Source organism: Rathayibacter sp. VKM Ac-2759 (assembly GCF_009834225.1).
Taxonomy (GTDB): Bacteria; Actinomycetota; Actinomycetes; order Actinomycetales; family Microbacteriaceae; genus Rathayibacter.
This window is the reverse complement of record NZ_CP047176.1, coordinates 3,223,234-3,241,048: the sequence shown is the minus strand read 5'-3', so window position 1 is coordinate 3,241,048 and position 17,815 is coordinate 3,223,234. Positions and strand designations below refer to the sequence as shown.

Sequence of the window (17,815 nt, the reverse complement as noted above, 5' to 3'; positions counted from 1 at the left end):
CTCCGATGCACCCGGCGTATCGTGACGGCATGGCTGATCAACGACCGATCGGATACTGGCTGACTCTCGCCGCCCGCCTCCTCGAGGAGCGCTTCGCGGCGACGCTCGAGGAGCACGGGGTGACCCGGATGCAGTGGCAGCTGCTCGAGCTGCTGCGGCGGGGGCCGGCGGCGGTCGGCGCGCTCGACCGGGCGCTCGCCCCGTTCCTGCCCGCCGCGCCGGCGGAGGAGCCCGCAAGCGTCGCCGAGCACCTCGCCGAGCTCGTCGAGAGCGGGTGGGTGGTCGACGAGGGCGAGGTCTTCGCCCTCACCGAGCACGGCGGAGCCGCGACCGCCCGCCTCGAGGAGGTCGTCGGGGCCGCGCGCACCGCGCTGACCGAGGGCGTGACCGAGGAGGACCACGACCGGACCGTGGAGACCCTCCGCCGCATCGCCGGGAACCTCGGCTGGGACGACGCGACCTGACACGCGGCGCTCGCCTCCGCTACCCCCTGCCCCGGCCGACGGCGCCGGAGGAGAGTAGGGGGAGTCGGCAGGTCGCCGGCCGGAAGGAGAAGGCCCGCATGGACCAGAACGACACGGATCAGAACGACCGCACCCCCGGTGAGGACACCGAGAAGACCGAGGAGCTGCCCGACGGCACGGGTACCGACACCTCGCCCGGCGGCGGCGACACCGACACGGTCTCCGGCGGCGACGCCGACGAGTAGCGCTGCGCCACGGGCGCACGGAAGGGCGGGACGCGAGCGTCCCGCCCTTCCTGCGACCTCAGACCAGCGGCCCGTCGCCCTCGCTCGTGCGGCGCGTGACGTGCTCGCCGCTGGCCGGGTCGACGGCCGAGCGCGTGGTCGACACGGCCTGGCGGCGACGCGTCATCAGCACGAGGCCGAGGATCAGGCCGACGACGCCGGCCGCCATCAGGATGTAGCCGATCGTCTTCAGATCGATCCCCGCCACCTGCACGTCGACGGCGAACGCGAGGATCGCGCCGACGACGAGGAGGAAGATCCCTGCTCCGATGCTCATACGTGCTCCTTCTGCGGACGCCGGTGTGCGCGCGGGAGCGCGCATCCGCACCGGCGACCCCACGCTAGACCCGGGCCCGCGGTGCGCGGAGGGCCTACCGGAGGCGGCCCGCGGCGGTGTAGGGCCCGCTCAGCGGTCCGAGAGGCGCAGCATCACGCGCGTGCGGTCGCCGCGGGTGGCGATCCGCTCGATGAAGAGGAAGACGCGGTACTCGAGCCGGTACTTGCGGGCGAAGACGCCGCCGAGGCGCTCGACCGTGTCCTCGTCCGAGACGATGCGCGCCGACGCCTCGATCACGGGCGCCCCCTCCTGCACGCGGCCGCGGCGGTCGCACGGGACGAGGGTCACGCGAGGATCGTTCCGCAGCCGCTTCACCTTGCCGCTCCTGCGGGGAGTGGTGACGATCAGCTCGGCGCCGTCGCGGGCGATCCAGACCGGCGTCGAGACGCCGGCACCCGTCCTGCGGAACGTGGTGAGCGAGACGAAGGACTCGTCGCTGAGCGCCGAGAGGGCGGGGGAGAGGGTCATGCCTCGAAGCGTATGGCCGCGGGCGCTCGCCACCGCAAGCCTCCTCATGACTGGACGACGCCCGTTTAGGGTGGGAGCATGACCGACCCGACGCCTCTGATCGGCCGGACCGAGGCGCCCGAGCTGCACGTGATGACCTACAACATCCGGCGCAGGATGCCGCGGCTCACCTCGCGATCGGTCGACCAGTGGGACCGCCGTCGTCCGCTCGTCCGCCGCCTGCTCCAGACGGAGCAGCCGTCGATCCTCGCGATCCAGGAGGCCCTGCCGGATCAGGCCGCGTTCGTGCACGAGGTGCTCGGCGCGTCGTTCGAGGGCATGGGCTTCGGCCGCGATCCCGACCGCGGCGGCGAGCGCGTGATGCTCTTCGTCGACCGCCGGCGGTTCGCGGTGCGCGACTGGACGCAGATCGCGCTGTCCGAGACTCCGGACGTGGCCGGCTCGCGGAGCTGGGGCAACCGGATCCCGCGCACGGCCGTGATCGCCGAGCTCACCGACTACGGCACGAACCGCGACCTCACCGTCGTCTCCACCCACTTCGACCACCTCTCGCGGCGCTCGCGCCTGCACTCGGCCGAGCTCGTCGCGCAGCGGGTGCTCGCGCTCGGGCGCCCGGCGATCGTGATGGGCGACGCGAACACCGACGCCGGGACCGCCCCCTACCGCGCGCTGCTGGACGCGGCGGGCCTCGCCGACTCGTGGGTCGTCGCGGGCCACCACCTCACCCGCCCCTGGAGCACCTTCTCGAACTACCGCGCCCCGAAGCCCGGCCGCCGCATCGACTGGCTCGTCCAGAGTGCGAGCGCCTTCGAGGTCGTCGCCGCCGGGATCAACGCGGTGCGCTACGACGGAGCGGCCGCGTCCGACCACGAGCCGGTCCAGGCGCTGCTGCGCTTCACGACGCCGTGAGGACCGACGTCCTCGTCGAGACCTTCCTCGCGCCGCCGAGCACCCGGGGCGAGTGGTTCGCCGACGCGGTGCGCCTGGCCGGCGTGGCGAGCATGGTGGCCGCGGGCATCGGCTGGGGCTTCGTCGACGTGATGGTCTTCGCGCTCTCGGCGATCGGGCTCGTCATCCCGCGCTTCCTCGGGATCCGTCCCGCGCTGGACGCGGCGTTCGGCGTCGCGCTGCTGGTCGCCTCCTGGAGCAGCGTGCTCGACCTCTACCAGGCCTGGGCGTCGTGGGACCTGGTCGTGCACTTCGTGCTCAACGGTCTGGTCGCGGCGGTCGCCTACCTCGTCGCCGCACGGGCCGGAGTCGTCTCCTCCGTCGTCGGCGAGCGCGGGCCGCTCGCTCCCGCGATCGTGCTCTGCGCCTGCTTCGGGACGACCGCGGGCGTGCTGTGGGAGTGGGGCGAGTGGGCGGGGCACCGCTTCGTCGACGCCTCGATCTTCGTCGGCTACGAGGACACGCTCGGCGATCTGGCCGCGGGGGCCGCGGGCTCGCTGCTGGCGGGCGCGCTGATGCGCTTCTGGTCGGCGAAGTCGCGCCTCGCGGGCCGCGCTCGCGCCTCCGCCTGAGCCGTCGCACGCCGCTCCCCGGCAAAGATGTGAGCACTGCGGGCTTCACGCGGCTTCTGCGCGCGTCCGGCGGCGATATAGGCTGATACGTAATATGAATCGGCCCGTCGAAGGAGACAGCGTGCGCACCGTCCAGTACAGGAGAGATCGCCGTTTCGCGGTGTCGGAGCAGCCCCGGCAGGCGCCCGGTCCCGGATCCGTCGAGATCGAGGTCGGCTTCGTCGGCCTCTGCGGAACCGATCTGCACATCTTCCACGGCTCGATGGACGGCCGGGTCGCCCGGGACGCGGTCATCGGTCATGAGATGAGCGGCACCGTCTCGGCGATCGGCGAGGGCGTCGACGGCTGGGCCGTCGGCGACCGCGTCACCGTGATGCCGCTCGACTGGGACGGCACGTGCCCCGCCTGCCTCGCGGGGAACGAGCACATCTGCCAGAACCTCGACTTCATCGGCATCGACTCGCCCGGTGCCCTGCAGCAGTACTGGAGCGTGCCCGCCCGCACGCTCGTGCGCCTCCCCGAGGGGCTGCGCCTCGACCACGCCGCGCTCGTCGAGCCGGTCGCCGTCTCGGTGCACGACGTGCGCCGCTCCGGCCTCGTCCCCGGCGAGAAGGCGGTCGTGATCGGCGGTGGACCGATCGGCGTGCTCATCGCGACGACCGCGCGCGAGTTCGGCGGCGACGTGGTCGTCATCGAGCTCGACGCCACCCGCCGCGCGGCCGTCGCCGAGCTCGGGTTCGAGGTGCTCGACCCCCGGGCCGTCGACCAGGTCGAGTGGGTCGAGCGCTGGACGGGCGGCGCCGGCGCCGACGTGGTGTTCGAGGTGTCGGGAGCGGCGGCCGCCGTCCTCGGCGCGACCTCGCTCGCCCGGGTGCGCGGCCGGGTCGTGGTCGTGGCCATCCACCCCGAGCCGCGCCCGATCGACCTGCAGCGCGTGTTCTGGCGCGAGCTCACCCTGATCGGAGCGCGCGTCTACGAGCGCCCCGACTTCGAGACCGCCGTCGAGCTGGTCGCCCGCGGCGTCGTGCCCGCCGAGCTGCTCATCACGCGCATCGAGCCCCTCGAGGCGGTGCAGGAGGCGTTCACGGCACTCGACGCCGGCCAGGCGATGAAGATCCTGATCGAGGTCCGCGGGACGAGCACCCGATGAGCGGGCCGTTCGATCTCTCCGGCCGCCTCGCCGTCGTCACCGGGGCGCGGAGGGGGATCGGCCTCGCGATGGCCGAGTCGCTCGCGCGCGCGGGAGCCGATGTCGTCGGGGTCAGTGCCGCGATGGCGCCGGACGGCGGCGAGGTCGGCGAGCGGGTGCGCGCGGCGGGGCGGGAGTTCACCGGGATCGCCTGCGACTTCGCCGACCGCGACGCCACGCTCGCCCTCGGCGCGAGGCTCAACGGCCTGGGCCGGCCGATCGACGTCCTGGTGAACAACGCCGGGACCATCGAGCGGGTGCCGGCCGTGGATCATCCGCTCGAGCTCTGGGACCGGGTGCTCGAGGTCAACCTCTCGGGCCCGTTCGCCCTCACCCAGGCGCTGGCGGGGCCGATGCTCGAGCGCGGTCGCGGGTCGATCGTGTTCACCGCGTCGCTGCTGAGCTTCCAGGGCGGCATCACCGTCCCCGGCTACACCGCCTCCAAGTCGGCGGTCGCGGGGCTCGTGCGGGCGCTCTCGAACGAGTGGTCGGCGCGCGGCGTGCGGGTGAACGCGATCGCGCCCGGCTACATCGCGACCGACAACACGGCGGCGCTGCAGAGCGACGCCGATCGCTCCCGGTCGATCCTCGAGCGCATCCCCACCGGTCGCTGGGGGGCCGCGGAGGATCTCGGCGGCGCGGCCGTGTTCCTCGCGAGCGACGCCTCCGCCTACGTCACGGGCATCACCCTGCCGGTCGACGGAGGGTGGCTCGGGCGGTGAGCGCGTCGACGATCGACGCGCTCGCCCGCTCGGGGGTCGTGCCCGTCGTCGTGATCGACGACGCCGATCGCGCGGAGGCCCTGGGCGACGCCCTCGTGGCCGCCGGGGTGGTCGCCGTCGAGGTGACGCTCCGCACCGGGGCCGGGCTGGAGGCGCTGCGCCGCCTCGCGCGGCGGGGCGACTTGGTGGTCGGGGCGGGCACCGTCCTCACCGTCGAGCAGGTCGACCGCGTGGTCGAGGCGGGCGCGCGGTTCGTGGTCAGCCCGGGGCTCGACGAGAGTCTCGTCGAGCGCTGCCTCGCCCTCGACGTGCTCCCGCTGCCGGGGATCGCGACGGCGAGCGAGCTCCAGCGCGCAGTGGGCCTCGGGCTCTCGGTGCTCAAGTTCTTCCCCTCGTCTCTGCTCGGCGGTCTGCCGGCTCTGGAGGCGCTCGCAGGTCCGTTCCCGGGCGTCCGCTTCTTCCCCAGCGGCGGGGTGGACGTCGAGGAGGCGCGACTGCTCCTCGCGAGCCCGCTCGTGCTCGCCGTCGGCGCGAGCTGGCTCGCCTCCCGCGCCGACGTGGCGGCGGGCGACTCCTCCGCCCTCGCGGAGACCGCTCGCGCCGCGCTCGAGCGCGTGCGGCGGCCCGCTCTGCCGCTCCCCGCCCTCGAGCAGCGCGACTCCAGCGGCCCGATCGTCACCCTCGGCGAGACCCTCGCCCTCTTCCACACCCACGGGTCGCTCGCACACGCCGGCACCGCCGAGGTCGGGATCGGCGGGGCGGAGTCGAACGTCGCGATCGCGCTCGTCCGCCTCGGTGCGGCGGCGACCTGGATCGGCGTGCTCGGCACCGACAGCGCGGGCGACCGCGTGCTCCGCGAGCTGCGCGGCGAGGGGGTCGACCTGGTCGTCCGCCGCGACTCCGAGGCGCCGACCGCCGTGATGCTCAAGGAGCGGCCCACGCCGACGACCGCCCGGGTCACCTACCACCGCCGTGGCAGCGCGGGCAGCACCCTCGGACCGGGCGATGTGCCGGCCGAGCTGGTGCGGCGCGCCTCCTGCCTGCACGTGACCGGGATCACCCTCGCCCTGTCGGACTCCGCGCGCGAGGCCGCCCTCGAGGCCGTGCGCCTCGCGGTGGCGGCCGGCGTACCGGTCTCGTTCGACGTCAACCACCGCCCGTCGCTCTGGCGGGGGAGGGACGCCGCCGCCGCCTACCGCGAGATCGCGCGCGCGGCGACGCTGGTGTTCGCGGGGGAGGACGAGGCGCGGCTGCTGGTCGGCGCGGACCTGGATCCGCTCGCTCTCGCCCACGGCCTCGCCGATCTCGGCCCGCGTCACGCGGTGGTGAAGCTCGGCCCGGCCGGCTGCGTCGCGGTGGTCGACGGAGAGGAGCTCCGCCGCTCGGCCCTGCCGATCACGGCGGTCGACACGGTCGGGGCGGGCGACGCCTTCGTCGCGGGCTACCTCGCCGAGTTCGTGCAGGGCCTGCCGGCCGAGGACTGCCTCGCGACCGCGGTGACGGTCGGCGCGTTCCAGTGCCTCGCCCCGGGCGACTGGGAGGGGCTGCCGCGGCGCTCCGATCTCGCGCTGCTCACCGCGAGCGAGCCGGTGCAGCGGTGACCGCCTCGTTCTGGGGCCGCGCGGGCGACGGCTTCCAGGCCTCGATCCGCGCCCAGGAGGGCCTCGTGCTCGACGAGCACTGGATCGGGCTGCCCGAGCTCGAGCACGCCCTCTTCGAGACCGGCGTGTGCACCGACGGCTCCGCCGACCTCGTCCTGGTCCCGGCCGACTGGCTGCCCCGCCTCGCCGAGAGCGGCGCCGTGCGCCCCCTCGACGACCTCCTCGACGACGCTCCGATCGACGACTGGCCGGAGGCGTGGTCGCCCGCGTTCACCGACGTCGTCTCGTTCGCCGTGCCGTCGCGCGGCGGCAGCTCGGTCTGGGGGATCCCGTTCCACGACGGCCCGCCGCTGCTGGTGTGGCGCACCGACCTCTACGAGTCGACCCGCGAGCGCGAGGGCTACCGCGCGGCGACCGGGCGCGACCTGGCGCCTCCGCGCACGTGGGAGGAGCTCGACGCCCAGGCGGCCTGGTTCACCCGGCCCGACGAGGGGCTGTGGGGCACGGTGCTCGCCGGCGCCCCGGACGGCCACAACAACGTCTACGACTTCGTGACCCGGCTCCGGGTGCTCGGGGCCGACGTGCTCGACGAGCACGGGGCGCCCGGTTTCGGAGGCGCGGCGGGGCTCGCCGCGCTCGGCCGGCTGCGCGCGCAGGTGGTCGCCGGCCGCGTGCCTCCCGATGCGCACGAGCTCGACAGCGTCGGCAGCGGCGCGGCCTTCGCCGAGGGCCGGATCGCCGTGATGGTCAACTGGGCGGGCTACGCGCAGCGGGCCCAGGCGCCGGGCAGCGCGGTCGAGGGGAGGGTCGGCGTAGGGATCGCGCCCGCCCGCTCCGACGGCTCGCCGCTGCCGGTCGTCAACGCCTTCTGGGCGCTCGCCGTCACGACGGGGGCGCCGTCCCTCGGCGACGCCTGGGCCGTGGTGCGCGAGCTGGCCACCGCGGAGGCCGACGTCCGCACGACGCTGGCGGGCTCCTCCGGGACGCGCCTGGACACGTGGCGAGATCCCCGGGTGCTGGCGGTGTCCGGCACGTCGGCGCTCTTCGAGGAGGCGCACCGCGCCTCCCGCCCGCTGCCGATGGTGCCCGAGCTGCCCGAGCTGGTGCAGGTGCTCAACCGGCTGGTCGACGACGTCGTCTGGCGGGGTGTCGACGCCTCGCCGCGACTCGCGCTCGCGGTGCAGGAGGCCGCCCGCGTCTTGTCTGCTGAATAGACCCGATATCTCCACCAGCTTGCGGAAGACGCGCGGTCGAGTGTCTAATCATCATATCTCTCGCGATCATGGAGGATCCATGCACGGCATCACCACCGTCGGTGACGGCGTCCCCGTCACCGCACTCGGCCTCGGCACCGCCCAGTTCGGCAACCTGTACCGGCCGACCGGCGACGACGAGGTCGCCGGAGCGTTCGAGGCGAGCTGGGACGCGGGGGTCCGCTACTTCGACACGGCGCCGCACTACGGGCTCGGCCTCAGCGAGCGCCGCCTCGGCGCCCTGCTGCGCGGCCGACCCCGCAGCGAGTTCACCATCTCGACGAAGGTCGGGCGCCTCCTCGAGCCCAACCCCGACCCGCGCGGCGCCGAGCACCAGGACACCGAGGGCTTCGCCGTCCCGGCCGATGTCGTGCGCCGCCTCGACTACAGCGCCGACGGTGTGAAGCGCTCGCTCGAGGAGAGCCTCGGCCGCCTCGGCCTCGACCGGATCGACATCGTCTACGTGCACGACCCCGACGACTTCGGCGACCAGGTGATCGCCGAGGCCCTGCCCGCGCTGATCGCCCTGCGCGAGGAGGGCGTGATCGGAGCGGTCGGCGCCGGCATGAACCAGTCGGCGCTGCCCGCCCGCTTCGTCGCCGAGTGCGACATCGACCTGATCATGCTGGCCGGTCGCTACTCGCTCCTCGAGCAGGACGCCCTCGACGATCTGATGCCCCTCGCCGAGGAGCGCGGAGTGGGGATCGTCATCGCCGGCGTCTACAACTCCGGCCTGCTCTCGCGCGAGAGGCCGCCGGCCGACGCGAAGTACGACTACGACTCCGCCCCCGCCGCCCTGATCGCGCGGGCGAACGCGCTCGCCGACGTCTGCGAGAGCCACGGCGTCACCCTCCCGGAGGCGGCGCTCGCGTTCCCCTGGCTCCATCCGGCCGTCGTCTCGGTCGTGGTCGGGCAGCGCGACCGGGCTCAGGCCGTCGAGAACGCGCGGCGCGCGTCGGTCGACGTCCCCGACGCGCTCTGGACCGATCTCGCCCGCGCAGGGCTGCTGCGCCCGGAGGTGCACGGCACCGCGCCGCGCTCCGAGGCCGCCACCGTCACCACGAGAGGACTCCCCGCATGACCACGATCACCGCCGTCGACGCCTACGACGTCAGGTTCCCCACCTCGCTCAGCGCCGACGGCAGCGATGCGATGAACAAGGACGGCGACTACTCCGCCGCCTACGTCGTCCTGCGCACCGACGACCCCGAGCTCTCGGGCTTCGGCTTCACCTTCACCATCGGCCGCGGCAACGACCTCTGCGTGGCCGCCGCCCTGCAGCGGGCCGAGCCGCTGATCGGGCGCGACGTCGCCGAGCTGGTCGCCGACCTGGGCGGGGTCTACCGCACGCTGCAGAGCGACTCGCAGCTGCGCTGGCTCGGGCCGGACAAGGGCGTCATCCACCTCGCGCTCGCCGCCGTGATGAACGCGGTCTGGGACCTCGCGGCGCGGGTCGCCCGCAAGCCGCTGTGGCGCCTCCTGGTCGAGATGACCCCGGAGGAGCTCGTGGACGCCGCCGACCTGCGCTACCTCTCCGACGCCCTGACCCGCGACGAGGCGCTCGGGATCCTGCGGGCGCTCGAGCCCACCCGCGCCCTGCGCATCGCCGAGCTCGAGCGCGACGGCTACCCCTGCTACACCACCTCCGCCGGCTGGCTCGGCTACAGCGACGACAAGCTGCGGCGCCTGTGCCAGGAGGCGGTCGACCAGGGCTACCGGCACATCAAGCTCAAGGTCGGCGCCGACCGCGCCGACGACCACCGCCGTCTCGGCATCGCCCGCGAGGTGATCGGCTGGGATGCCGACCTGATGATCGACGCGAACCAGGTCTGGGACGTGCCGGAGGCCATCGACTGGGTGCAGTCGCTGGCCGAGTTCCGGCCGCTCTGGATCGAGGAGCCGACGAGCCCGGACGACGTGCTCGGGCACGCGGCCGTGCGCCGGGCCGTCGCGCCGATCGGCGTCGCGTCGGGGGAGCACGGGATGAACCGGGTGCTCTTCAAGCAGATGTTCCAGGCCGGCGCGCTCGACTTCTGCCAGCTCGACGCCGCGCGGCTGGGCAGCGTCAACGAGATCGTCGCGGTCTACCTGATGGCGGCGAAGTTCGGGGTCCCCGTCTGCCCGCACGCGGGCGGCGTCGGGCTGTGCGAGCTGGTGCAGCACCTCTCGGTCTTCGACTACGTCGCCGTCTCCGGCAGCCTCGAGGGACGGGTGACCGAGTTCGTCGACCACCTGCACGAGCACTTCGTGGAGCCGTGCATCGTCGAGGACGGCGCGTACCGGCTGCCGGGAGCACCCGGCTACAGCGCCGAGATGTTCGAGTCGACCCTCGACGAGTACACGTTCCCGGCCGGGAGCTACTGGGCAGGGCGGGCGCATCCGATCGTGACGGCCGACGTGGTGCCGCTCGAGGAGCACCCGGCCGCCGCGACCCGCGTCGGCGTCGCGTGAGCGTCGTCATCGACTCCCACCAGCACGTCTGGGACAGGACGAGGGCCCGCTACGACTGGCTCGGCCCCGACCTGCCCGAGATCGACCGCTCGATCTTCTTCGACGAGCTCCGGCCGCAGCTGCGCGCCGCGGGAGTCGACGCGACGGTCCTGGTGCAGTCGGCCGACGAGGCCGCCGACACCGACGAGATGTTGCGGGTGGCGGCGGCGAACCCCGAGATCGCCGGTGTGGTGGTCCACGTGCCGCTCGAGCGGCCGCAGGAGGCGCACGACCGCCTCGTCGAGCTGCGGCGGGACGCGCACGTGGTCGGCGTCCGGAACCTGATCCACGACCGGCCCGATCCCGACTGGATCCTCCGCCCCGACGTCGACGAGGGCCTCGGCGTGCTCGAGGCGGCGGGGGTGCCGTTCGACTACGTGGCCGTGCTGCCGCGCCACCTCGAGCACCTGCCGGTCCTCGCGGAGCGGCATCCGGAGCTCTCGATCGTCATCGACCACCTCTCGAAGCCTCCGATCGGCCTCTCCTCCGACGAGCCGTGGCGCTCGCTGATCGCCCGCGCCGCCGAGAACCCGCGCGTCTTCGCGAAGGTCTCCGGGCTGTACTCGGCGACTCCGGATGCCGCGTCGTGGACGACGGAGCAGCTCGTGCCCGTCGTCGAGCACGCGCTCGCCTCGTTCGGCGCCGAGCGCCTGATGTACGGCGGCGACTGGCCGGTCTCGCTGACGGCCGGAGGCTACGCCCGCATCTGGGCGGCGCTGCACGAGGCGACCGCCGGCTGGAGCGAGGCCGAGTCGGCGCGTCTCTGGGGCGGGACGGCGCAGGAGTTCTACCGGCTCGACGAGGCGCTCGTCGCGGGGGCGGTCGCCGCCTCGCGGTAGGGCGCCACGTCGTGCGCGCACGCGCCCTTCGCCTGGGCGAGGTCGGTGAGCCGGTCGGGCGCGACGACGCCGTGGAACCTCTCGCTGAGATCACCGGCGAGACGCAGGAGTCACGCTTCCGGGTGGACCACGCCGGGCAGAGCGCGGCGGGTCGGCCGTCGTCAGACCTTCGCGGGCAGCAGCTCGGCGAGCAGGGCCTCGACGCGAGCCTTGATGTCGTCGCGGATCGGACGGACCTGGTCGAGCGACTTCCCCTTGGGGTCGGTGAGGGCCCAGTCCTCGTAGCGCTTGCCCGGGAAGACCGGGCAGACGTCGCCGCAGCCCATGGTGATGACGGCGTCCGACTCGCGCACCTGCTCGGTGGTCATCAGCGTCGGGACGGCCTGCGAGATGTCGATGCCCTCCTCCGCCATCGCGGCGATCGCCATCGGGTTGATCTGATCGCCCGGCTCGGAGCCTCCGGAGAGCACCTCGACAGCGCCTCCCGAGAGGGCGCGCAGGTAGCCGGCGGCCATCTGGGAGCGGCCGGCGTTGTGAATGCAGACGAACAGGACGGTGGGCTTCTCGGTCATGAGTGTTCCTTCCTCGAACACTCAAACCATAGACGTCTATCTATCGGTTGTGCCAGAGGGGTCCGGGAGGATCACGCCGCCGTCGCCTCGAGCGACGCGAGGAGCGCGCGGACGCGGCCGTCGATGTCGTCGCGGATCACCCGCACCTGCGCCAGCGGCAGGCCGACAGGATCCGCGAGGTCCCAGTCCAGGTACCTGCGGCCCGGGTAGATCGGGCACGCGTCGCCGCAGCCCATCGTGATCACGACATCGGAGGCGCGGACCACCTCGTCGGTGAGCGGCTTCGGGTACTCGCCCCCGATCGGCACGCCGATCTCGTCCAGCGCGGTCACGATCACCGAGCGCACGGCGTCGGCGGGCTCCGAGCCGGCCGTGCGCACCCGCACCCGGTCGCCGGCGAGGTGGCGGAGGATCGCGGCGGCGAGCTGGGACCGTCCCGCGTTCTGCACGCACACGAACAGCACGTCCGGGACGCCCGAGCGTCCCGCGGCGGAAGCGTCGAGGGCGGTGAGGCGGTCGGTCGCGAACCGCGACGTCAGCGAGGTGAGGTGCCGGGTCACGTGGCCGCGGTCGATGAGCAGCTCGTGGCTCTCGCGGACGTACCGCTCGACGGTCTCGCGCGAGAAGGTGCCGGCGAAGCGGACGGCGAGGTCGGCGATGATCCGGTCGAGGACGTCGGCCTCGACGCGCGCCGGCACCGGAGCATCCCGGAGGTACTCGGACACGCGGTCCAGCTGCTCCGGCACGATCGAGTACCAGACGTTCCGACCCTGCGGCTCGCGCGCGAGGATCCCCTCGTCGACGAGCACGCGGACGTGATGGCTGACGGTGGGCTGTCGCAGTTCGAGGGCGTCGGCCATCTTCCCGACGAGCTGCCGACCGTCCGCGCTGCCGAGGATCATCGACGCGATCCGCGCGCGCGTCGGGTCGGCGAGCAGCCTCAGAGCACTGGTCGATCCACCGACATCCATAGATCGAAGTCTATGCGAGCGTGTGCGCGCGACCTCGGATCCCCTCGCCCTCCTCCGCCGCGTCGCCGCCGAGTTCCGCGGCTCCGCCGCGCTGAGCGCGGTCGTGGTCGGCTCCGGCATCGGGCGGATCCGGCTCGGCCGCGGAGCGGCGCCCTCAGTCGCCGAGCCCGATGATGTCGATCCGGCGAGGCCGCACGGCCTCGACCCGCGGAGTGACGCGGAACGACGCCAGGGTGCCCACCGCGCTCCCGGGCACCTCGATCACGAGCGCGCCGGCCTCCCGCCGCCAGACGACCGGGTCGGCGTGCCCGAGCAGGGCCACGTCCTCGATCTCGCGGGGCAGCGGGCCCGAGGAGGATCCGAGCGACGCGATCGACACCGTCGCGCCGACCGGGGCGAGAACCGTCGCGTAGACGTGCCCGCGCGACGCGGTGAAGCGGATGTCCTCCGCCGTGAACGGGGAGCGGTGCGTGTCGGTGAAGGCCCCCTCCGACACCTTCGTGGGGCCCTCGCCGGCGATCAGCCACGGGCGGGAGCCGTAGACCGCCTCGCCGTTGCGGGAGAGCCACGCGCCGATCGTCTCGAGCATCTCGACCTCGGCCGCCGGGATGGTGCCGTCGGCCTTCGGGCCGATGTTGAGCAGCAGCGCGCCGTTCTTGCTGACGATGTCGACGAGGTCGGCGATGAGGTCGTCGGTGCGCTTGTAGTCGTGGCCCTCGACGTAGCTCCACGAGTTCTTCGAGACCGAGGTATCGGTCTGCCAGAAGTCGGCGCGCGTCTCGGCGAGCTGGCCGCGCTCGACGTCGAACACGGCGGTGCCGGCGGGCAGGGCCTCGTACTTGTAGTTGACGGCGACAGGGCGGTCCCACTCGAGCGCGCGCGTGTAGTAGTAGGCGAGGAAGGTCCGGAGGTACGGCTCGAAGGCGGGCTGCTCGATCCACCAGTCGAACCAGATCAGCTGCGGCCGGTAGGAGTCGACCAGCTCGGTCGTGCGCACCAGCCAGTCCTCGAGGAACTCCTTGCTCGGCTGCGACTCCTCGCGCTGGGCAGGCCCGTAGAGGTCGAGGCTCGCGGTCTGCGTGACGTCGCTGTCGAAGGCGGTGCCTCCGTTGAAGAAGAACCAGTGCTCGGCCCGGTGCGACGAGGCGCCGAAGACCATCGACTGGGCGCGGACCGCCGAGGCGAGCTCGCCGACCACGTCGCGGCGCGGCCCCATCTCCGTCGCCTTCCAGCGGGTGAACGAGCACTCGTACATCGGGAAGCCGTCGTGGTGCTCGGCGACCGGGACGACGAACTGCGCTCCGGCCCGGCGGAACAGGCGCGCCCACTCCTCCGGGTCGAAGGCGTCGGCCGTGAAGGAGGGGATGAAGTCCTTGTAGCCGAACTCCGACTGGTCGCCGTAGGTCGCGCGGTGGTGCTCGAACTCGGGAGTGCCCTCGAGGTACATGTTCCGCGGGTACCACTCGGACCCGAAAGCGGGCACCGCGTAGGGCCCCCAGTGGAGGAAGATCCCGAACTTGCCGTCGACGTACCAGTCGGGGGGAGTGGTCGCGAGCGCGTCCCACGACGCCTCCAGCGGCCCCTCCTCGATCACTCGCGCGACCTCGGCGAGGCGGGTGCGGTGCAGTGCGGTGTCGAAAGTGGTCATCATCGTCCCTCGATCGTGAGCTGGCGTGCGTTTGCTGGATAGATACTATCAATCGTGATGAACGGGCACCGTATAGCGCCTTAAATCGCTTGACAGCGGCAGGAGACGCTCGCAGACTGAGGAATCATCTGATCCATTTCGATCAATGACCATCGTCCCGCAGGCTCCGCACCGCAGCGCCGCCGTGGGGACACCTCAATGAGGAGGAACAGTGACACGTAGGCATCTCCGGTTCGCGGCCATCGCCGCGGCCCTCGCGCTCTCGCTCTCGGGATGCAGCTCGGCAGGGTCCTCGGGAACCGACGCCGACGGCAACACCACCATCAACTGGTCGGTCTGGGCCGGCTCCGAGGTCGAGACGGCGGCCTGGCAGAAGCTGGCCGACATGGTCCACGAGCAGGACCCGACGATCACGGTGAAGCTGACCACAGCGGCCTGGGCCGACTACTGGACCAAGCTCCCGACAACGCTGGCGGGCAGCGACGCTCCCTGCATCGCGGGTCTCCAGATGGCACGGGTGCAGCAGTTCGCGAACTACTTCATCCCCCTCGGCGACCAGCTCGACGCCGCGGGCATCGACACCGGTGACTTCGACTCGTCGATCATCTCGGCGCTGCAGGCGGGCGGCGAGCAGCTCGCCATCCCCTACGACCTCGGCCCCTACGTCGTGTTCTACAACAGGGACGCGTTCGCCGCGGCCGGTCTGGAGAACCCGAAGGACGGCTGGACGGTCGCCGAGTTCGAGACGGCCGCCAAGGCGCTGACCAAGGACGGCAAGTACGGCTTCGCGACCACGAACCAGATCGACGCGATGAACCAGTGGGGCCCGACCATCGGAGGCGACCAGGCGGCGACCGAGGACGGGAAGCTGAACCTCACCAGCGCCGGCCAGGAGAAGACGATGGCCTGGTACGCGAGCCTCGTCAGCGAGCAGGGCGTCGCCGCCCAGCTGGCCACCGACTCCAGCGACGGGTCGCAGTTCCTCGCCGGCAACGCCGCGATGTACGTGACCGGCCCCTGGGACATGATCAACGCGAAGGACCAGGCCAAGTTCGACGTCGGCATCGTCACGGTCCCCACCGGTGACGAGGGCGCGGCCACCGCGATCGGCGGCTCCGGATTCGGCATCACCACCAAGTGCAGCACTCCCGAGGTCGCCGCGAAGGCGCTGGCGATCATCACGGGCACCGACGCCCAGGCCTACCTCGGCACCGAGGGCCGGGCGTTCCCGGCCCGCACCTCGGAGCAGTCGACCTGGTACTCCTCGGCGGTCGAGGGTGCCCAGCCCACCCTGGAGGCGGCACTCGAGACGGGAGTCCCGTACCTCTCCACGCCGACGTGGACGCAGGACGGACTGAGCTTCTCGCAGGGCTCGATCTCGGTGATCAACGGCCAGACCGACCCGACGTCGTTCCTCGAGAGCGTGCAGAGCAGCAGCGGCAGCGCCGGCTGATCCGGCCGGGTGCGGGGGCGCCGAGAATGCGCCCCCGCACCCGCGCGCGGCACCGCCGCCCGGACCCTCAGCCCTGCACCGATCCCCTCGAGCTACGACGCGAAGGAGCGCCATGACACTCGCCACCTCCCCGCCCCGGGGTGCGACGATCCCCGAACCGGGCCCCGCCCCGGCTCCCCGCCGCAGGAGACGCGGTGACGGACCGGCCGCGGCGGCGTTCCTCGCGCCGAGCCTCGGCGGCTTCGCGGTGTTCACCGCGCTGCCGATCCTCGCCTCGATCGCCGTGGCCTTCACCGTCTGGCCGCTCGCGGGCTCGCCGACCTTCACCGGGATCGACAACTTCGTCCAGCTGCTCACCCGCGACCCCGCTTTCCTCAAGACGATCGCCAACACACTGCTGTTCGTCGTGGTCTACGTGCCGCTGAACCTCGCGCTGTCGATGGCGATCGCGGCGTGGATCTCCCCGCGGATCCGCGGGGGGAACGTCTACCGGGTGCTGCTGTTCATCCCGGTGGTGACGCCGATGGTGGCCAACGCGGCCGTCTGGCAGATCATGCTCATCCCGAGCGGGCTGGTCGACAACATCTGGCAGAGCGTCTTCGGCGTCTCCGCACCGAACTTCCTCGGCTCCACCTCGACCGCGATGCTCTGCGTCGTGCTGATGTCGCTCTGGCAGGGCTTCGGCTACAACCTGCTGATCTTCTCCTCCTCGCTCCAGGCGGTGCCCGAGAGCCTGATGGACAGCGCGTCCATCGACGGCGCGGGGGCGTTCCGGCGCTTCTTCAGCATCAAGATGCCGCTGATGTCGCCCTCGATCTTCTTCGCGGCGACGATGACCCTGATCACCTCGTTCCAGGTGTTCGCGCAGCCCTTCGTGCTGACCAACGGCGGGCCGGACAGCTCGACCACCACGATGGTGATGTACCTCTACCGGACGGGCTTCCAGTACTTCAACCTCGGGCTCGCCTCGGCGGTCGGAGTCATCCTCTTCGTCATGATCCTGGCGATCACCGGCCTGATGTTCCTGGCCCAGAAGAAGCTGGTGCACTATGAGTGACCGCGCGCTCTCGGTCGCCGCCGCCCCCCGCGGCCGCACGGCGACCCGCTCGGCCGGCGAGAGGGCCCGCTCCGAGGCGATGTCGCTGTCGGCGATCAACCGCCGGCGCCGGCGCACCGACATCGTCTCGCAGGTGCTGCTGACGATCTTCGTGCTGCTGTTCATGGTGCCGCTGATCTGGATGGTGTCCACCTCGCTCAAGCCCGGCGCCGAGGTCTTCGCCTCGCCTCCGTCGCTGCTCGGCAGCGAGATCCGCTGGCAGAACTACGCCGACGTGTGGAGCTACGTGCCGTTCGGCACCTACATGCTCAACGGCGCGATCGTCTCGGTGCTCGGCACCCTGCTCGTCGTCGTGACGAGCGTGCTCTCGGCCTACGCCTTCTCGCGCCTGCGGTTCCGCGGCCGCGACGGGATCTTCTTCGTCTTCCTCGGCACGCTGATGGTGCCGCAGGAGGTCGTGGTCATCCCGATGTTCCTCTTCATGACGCAGCTGGGCTGGGTCGACTCGTACCAGGCGCTCATCGTGCCGTGGGCGTTCACCGCGTTCGGCTCGTTCCTCCTGCGCCAGGCGATGCTCTCGGTGCCCATGGAGCTGGAGGAGGCGGGCAAGCTCGACGGAGCGTCGCACCTGCGCATCCTGCTCGGCATCATCGTTCCGGTCGTCAAGCCGACCATCGCCGTGCTCGTCGTCTTCACCTTCATCAACTACTGGAACAGCTTCCTGTGGCCGCTGATCGTGATCAACGACCCCTCCTACGCCACCGTGCCCCTCGGCCTGAACAACTTCCTCGGCCAGGGCGGCAAGCAGTGGCAGCTGATCATGGCCGCCTCGACCATCTCGATGATCCCGACCGCCGGGCTCGCGATCCTGCTGCAGCGCTACCTCGTGAAGGGCATCGCGCTCTCGAGCGGCCTCGGCGGCAAGTGACCTCCCGCCTTCCCTCCTT

Annotated in this window: 19 protein-coding genes; 14 read left to right on the top strand and 5 right to left on the bottom strand. The window is 72.3% G+C overall.

Annotated features, from left to right (window positions below):
• The first annotated feature begins 29 nt into the window (after positions 1 to 29).
• Together GSU68_RS15160 and GSU68_RS15155 are read left to right on the top strand one after the other, a co-directional pair.
• Positions 30 to 464 carry a MarR family transcriptional regulator gene (locus GSU68_RS15160; RefSeq protein WP_159909506.1) on the top strand — a complete coding sequence of 145 codons (435 nt, stop codon included), beginning with the start codon at positions 30 to 32 and terminating at the stop codon, positions 462 to 464.
• A gap of 98 nt (positions 465 to 562) precedes the next feature.
• Positions 563 to 709 carry a hypothetical protein gene (locus GSU68_RS15155; RefSeq protein WP_159909505.1) on the top strand — a complete coding sequence of 49 codons (147 nt, stop codon included), beginning with the start codon at positions 563 to 565 and terminating at the stop codon, positions 707 to 709.
• Between the two features lie 58 nt (positions 710 to 767).
• Here the strand turns inward: GSU68_RS15155 and GSU68_RS15150 are convergent, their stop codons facing one another.
• Both GSU68_RS15150 and GSU68_RS15145 read right to left on the bottom strand, forming a co-directional pair.
• A complete protein-coding gene (locus GSU68_RS15150; RefSeq protein ID WP_159909504.1) occupies positions 768 to 1,025 on the bottom strand; it encodes a DUF6458 family protein in 258 nt (85 codons plus the stop codon).
• A 129-nt stretch (positions 1,026 to 1,154) separates the two neighbouring features.
• Complete coding sequence (locus GSU68_RS15145) at positions 1,155 to 1,553, bottom strand: PPOX class F420-dependent oxidoreductase (RefSeq protein ID WP_159909503.1); 399 nt, start codon at positions 1,551 to 1,553, stop codon at positions 1,155 to 1,157.
• A gap of 78 nt (positions 1,554 to 1,631) precedes the next feature.
• On the opposite strand from GSU68_RS15145, the gene GSU68_RS15140 reads away from it, so the two are divergent.
• From GSU68_RS15140 to GSU68_RS15100, 9 genes are all read left to right on the top strand, one after another.
• Positions 1,632 to 2,462 carry an endonuclease/exonuclease/phosphatase family protein gene (locus tag GSU68_RS15140; protein ID WP_159909502.1) on the top strand — a complete coding sequence of 277 codons (831 nt, stop codon included), beginning with the start codon at positions 1,632 to 1,634 and terminating at the stop codon, positions 2,460 to 2,462.
• Positions 2,459 to 3,073 carry a hypothetical protein gene (locus GSU68_RS15135; protein WP_159909501.1) on the top strand — a complete coding sequence of 205 codons (615 nt, stop codon included), beginning with the start codon at positions 2,459 to 2,461 and terminating at the stop codon, positions 3,071 to 3,073. Before GSU68_RS15140 ends, GSU68_RS15135 begins: the two co-directional genes overlap by 4 nt.
• A 121-nt stretch (positions 3,074 to 3,194) precedes the next feature.
• Entirely contained in the window at positions 3,195 to 4,223 is a 1,029-nt protein-coding gene (locus GSU68_RS15130) for an alcohol dehydrogenase catalytic domain-containing protein (RefSeq protein ID WP_244259300.1), read from the top strand.
• The gene (locus tag GSU68_RS15125; protein WP_159909499.1) at positions 4,220 to 4,984 is read left to right on the top strand and encodes an SDR family oxidoreductase; all 765 of its coding nucleotides are present in this window, start codon (positions 4,220 to 4,222) and stop codon (positions 4,982 to 4,984) included. The genes GSU68_RS15130 and GSU68_RS15125 overlap by 4 nt, the downstream gene beginning before the upstream one ends.
• The gene (eda, locus tag GSU68_RS19915) at positions 4,981 to 6,585 is read left to right on the top strand and encodes a bifunctional 4-hydroxy-2-oxoglutarate aldolase/2-dehydro-3-deoxy-phosphogluconate aldolase (protein WP_159909498.1); all 1,605 of its coding nucleotides are present in this window, start codon (positions 4,981 to 4,983) and stop codon (positions 6,583 to 6,585) included. Before GSU68_RS15125 ends, eda begins: the two co-directional genes overlap by 4 nt.
• Positions 6,582 to 7,799: an extracellular solute-binding protein gene (locus tag GSU68_RS15115; protein ID WP_159909497.1), complete on the top strand. Its 1,218-nt coding sequence runs from the start codon at positions 6,582 to 6,584 to the stop codon at positions 7,797 to 7,799. Before eda ends, GSU68_RS15115 begins: the two co-directional genes overlap by 4 nt.
• A 79-nt stretch (positions 7,800 to 7,878) precedes the next feature.
• Positions 7,879 to 8,919 (top strand): aldo/keto reductase, encoded by a 1,041-nt coding sequence (locus tag GSU68_RS15110; protein ID WP_159909496.1) that lies wholly within the window; start codon positions 7,879 to 7,881, stop codon positions 8,917 to 8,919.
• Positions 8,916 to 10,289, top strand: coding sequence for an L-fuconate dehydratase (locus GSU68_RS15105; RefSeq protein ID WP_159909495.1), 1,374 nt, complete (start codon positions 8,916 to 8,918; stop codon positions 10,287 to 10,289). The genes GSU68_RS15110 and GSU68_RS15105 overlap by 4 nt, the downstream gene beginning before the upstream one ends.
• Positions 10,286 to 11,167, top strand: coding sequence for an amidohydrolase family protein (locus tag GSU68_RS15100; protein ID WP_159909494.1), 882 nt, complete (start codon positions 10,286 to 10,288; stop codon positions 11,165 to 11,167). Before GSU68_RS15105 ends, GSU68_RS15100 begins: the two co-directional genes overlap by 4 nt.
• A 161-nt stretch (positions 11,168 to 11,328) precedes the next feature.
• Here the strand turns inward: GSU68_RS15100 and GSU68_RS15095 are convergent, their stop codons facing one another.
• The 3 genes from GSU68_RS15095 to GSU68_RS15085 all read right to left on the bottom strand — a co-directional run bounded on the left by GSU68_RS15095 (position 11,329) and on the right by GSU68_RS15085 (position 14,361).
• Positions 11,329 to 11,739, bottom strand: coding sequence for an arsenate reductase ArsC (locus tag GSU68_RS15095; RefSeq protein ID WP_159909493.1), 411 nt, complete (start codon positions 11,737 to 11,739; stop codon positions 11,329 to 11,331).
• Between the two features lie 71 nt (positions 11,740 to 11,810).
• Positions 11,811 to 12,710 (bottom strand): metalloregulator ArsR/SmtB family transcription factor, encoded by a 900-nt coding sequence (locus tag GSU68_RS15090; RefSeq protein ID WP_159909492.1) that lies wholly within the window; start codon positions 12,708 to 12,710, stop codon positions 11,811 to 11,813.
• Positions 12,711 to 12,864: 154 nt separating this feature from the next.
• Positions 12,865 to 14,361 carry an alpha-L-fucosidase gene (locus GSU68_RS15085; protein WP_167305286.1) on the bottom strand — a complete coding sequence of 499 codons (1,497 nt, stop codon included), beginning with the start codon at positions 14,359 to 14,361 and terminating at the stop codon, positions 12,865 to 12,867.
• A gap of 208 nt (positions 14,362 to 14,569) precedes the next feature.
• Between GSU68_RS15085 and GSU68_RS15080 the strand changes: the two genes are divergently transcribed.
• The 3 genes from GSU68_RS15080 to GSU68_RS15070 all read left to right on the top strand — a co-directional run bounded on the left by GSU68_RS15080 (position 14,570) and on the right by GSU68_RS15070 (position 17,796).
• Positions 14,570 to 15,811 carry a sugar ABC transporter substrate-binding protein gene (locus tag GSU68_RS15080; RefSeq protein ID WP_159909491.1) on the top strand — a complete coding sequence of 414 codons (1,242 nt, stop codon included), beginning with the start codon at positions 14,570 to 14,572 and terminating at the stop codon, positions 15,809 to 15,811.
• A 112-nt stretch (positions 15,812 to 15,923) separates the two neighbouring features.
• Positions 15,924 to 16,868 (top strand): sugar ABC transporter permease, encoded by a 945-nt coding sequence (locus GSU68_RS15075; RefSeq protein ID WP_159909490.1) that lies wholly within the window; start codon positions 15,924 to 15,926, stop codon positions 16,866 to 16,868.
• On the top strand, positions 16,861 to 17,796 hold the full coding sequence (locus GSU68_RS15070; protein WP_159909489.1) for a carbohydrate ABC transporter permease: 936 nt from the start codon (positions 16,861 to 16,863) through the stop codon (positions 17,794 to 17,796). Before GSU68_RS15075 ends, GSU68_RS15070 begins: the two co-directional genes overlap by 8 nt.
• Positions 17,797 to 17,815: the final 19 nt, after the last annotated feature.

Coding starts and splice junctions, on each gene's coding strand:
- GSU68_RS15160 (WP_159909506.1), top strand. CDS start 30: ATGGCTGATCAACGACCGATCGGATACTGGCTGACTCTCGCCGCCCGC.
- GSU68_RS15155 (WP_159909505.1), top strand. CDS start 563: ATGGACCAGAACGACACGGATCAGAACGACCGCACCCCCGGTGAGGAC.
- GSU68_RS15150 (WP_159909504.1), bottom strand. CDS start 1,025: ATGAGCATCGGAGCAGGGATCTTCCTCCTCGTCGTCGGCGCGATCCTC.
- GSU68_RS15145 (WP_159909503.1), bottom strand. CDS start 1,553: ATGACCCTCTCCCCCGCCCTCTCGGCGCTCAGCGACGAGTCCTTCGTC.
- GSU68_RS15140 (WP_159909502.1), top strand. CDS start 1,632: ATGACCGACCCGACGCCTCTGATCGGCCGGACCGAGGCGCCCGAGCTG.
- GSU68_RS15125 (WP_159909499.1), top strand. CDS start 4,220: ATGAGCGGGCCGTTCGATCTCTCCGGCCGCCTCGCCGTCGTCACCGGG.
- GSU68_RS15110 (WP_159909496.1), top strand. CDS start 7,879: ATGCACGGCATCACCACCGTCGGTGACGGCGTCCCCGTCACCGCACTC.
- GSU68_RS15105 (WP_159909495.1), top strand. CDS start 8,916: ATGACCACGATCACCGCCGTCGACGCCTACGACGTCAGGTTCCCCACC.
- GSU68_RS15095 (WP_159909493.1), bottom strand. CDS start 11,739: ATGACCGAGAAGCCCACCGTCCTGTTCGTCTGCATTCACAACGCCGGC.
- GSU68_RS15090 (WP_159909492.1), bottom strand. CDS start 12,710: ATGGATGTCGGTGGATCGACCAGTGCTCTGAGGCTGCTCGCCGACCCG.
- GSU68_RS15085 (WP_167305286.1), bottom strand. CDS start 14,361: ATGATGACCACTTTCGACACCGCACTGCACCGCACCCGCCTCGCCGAG.
- GSU68_RS15075 (WP_159909490.1), top strand. CDS start 15,924: ATGACACTCGCCACCTCCCCGCCCCGGGGTGCGACGATCCCCGAACCG.
- GSU68_RS15070 (WP_159909489.1), top strand. CDS start 16,861: ATGAGTGACCGCGCGCTCTCGGTCGCCGCCGCCCCCCGCGGCCGCACG.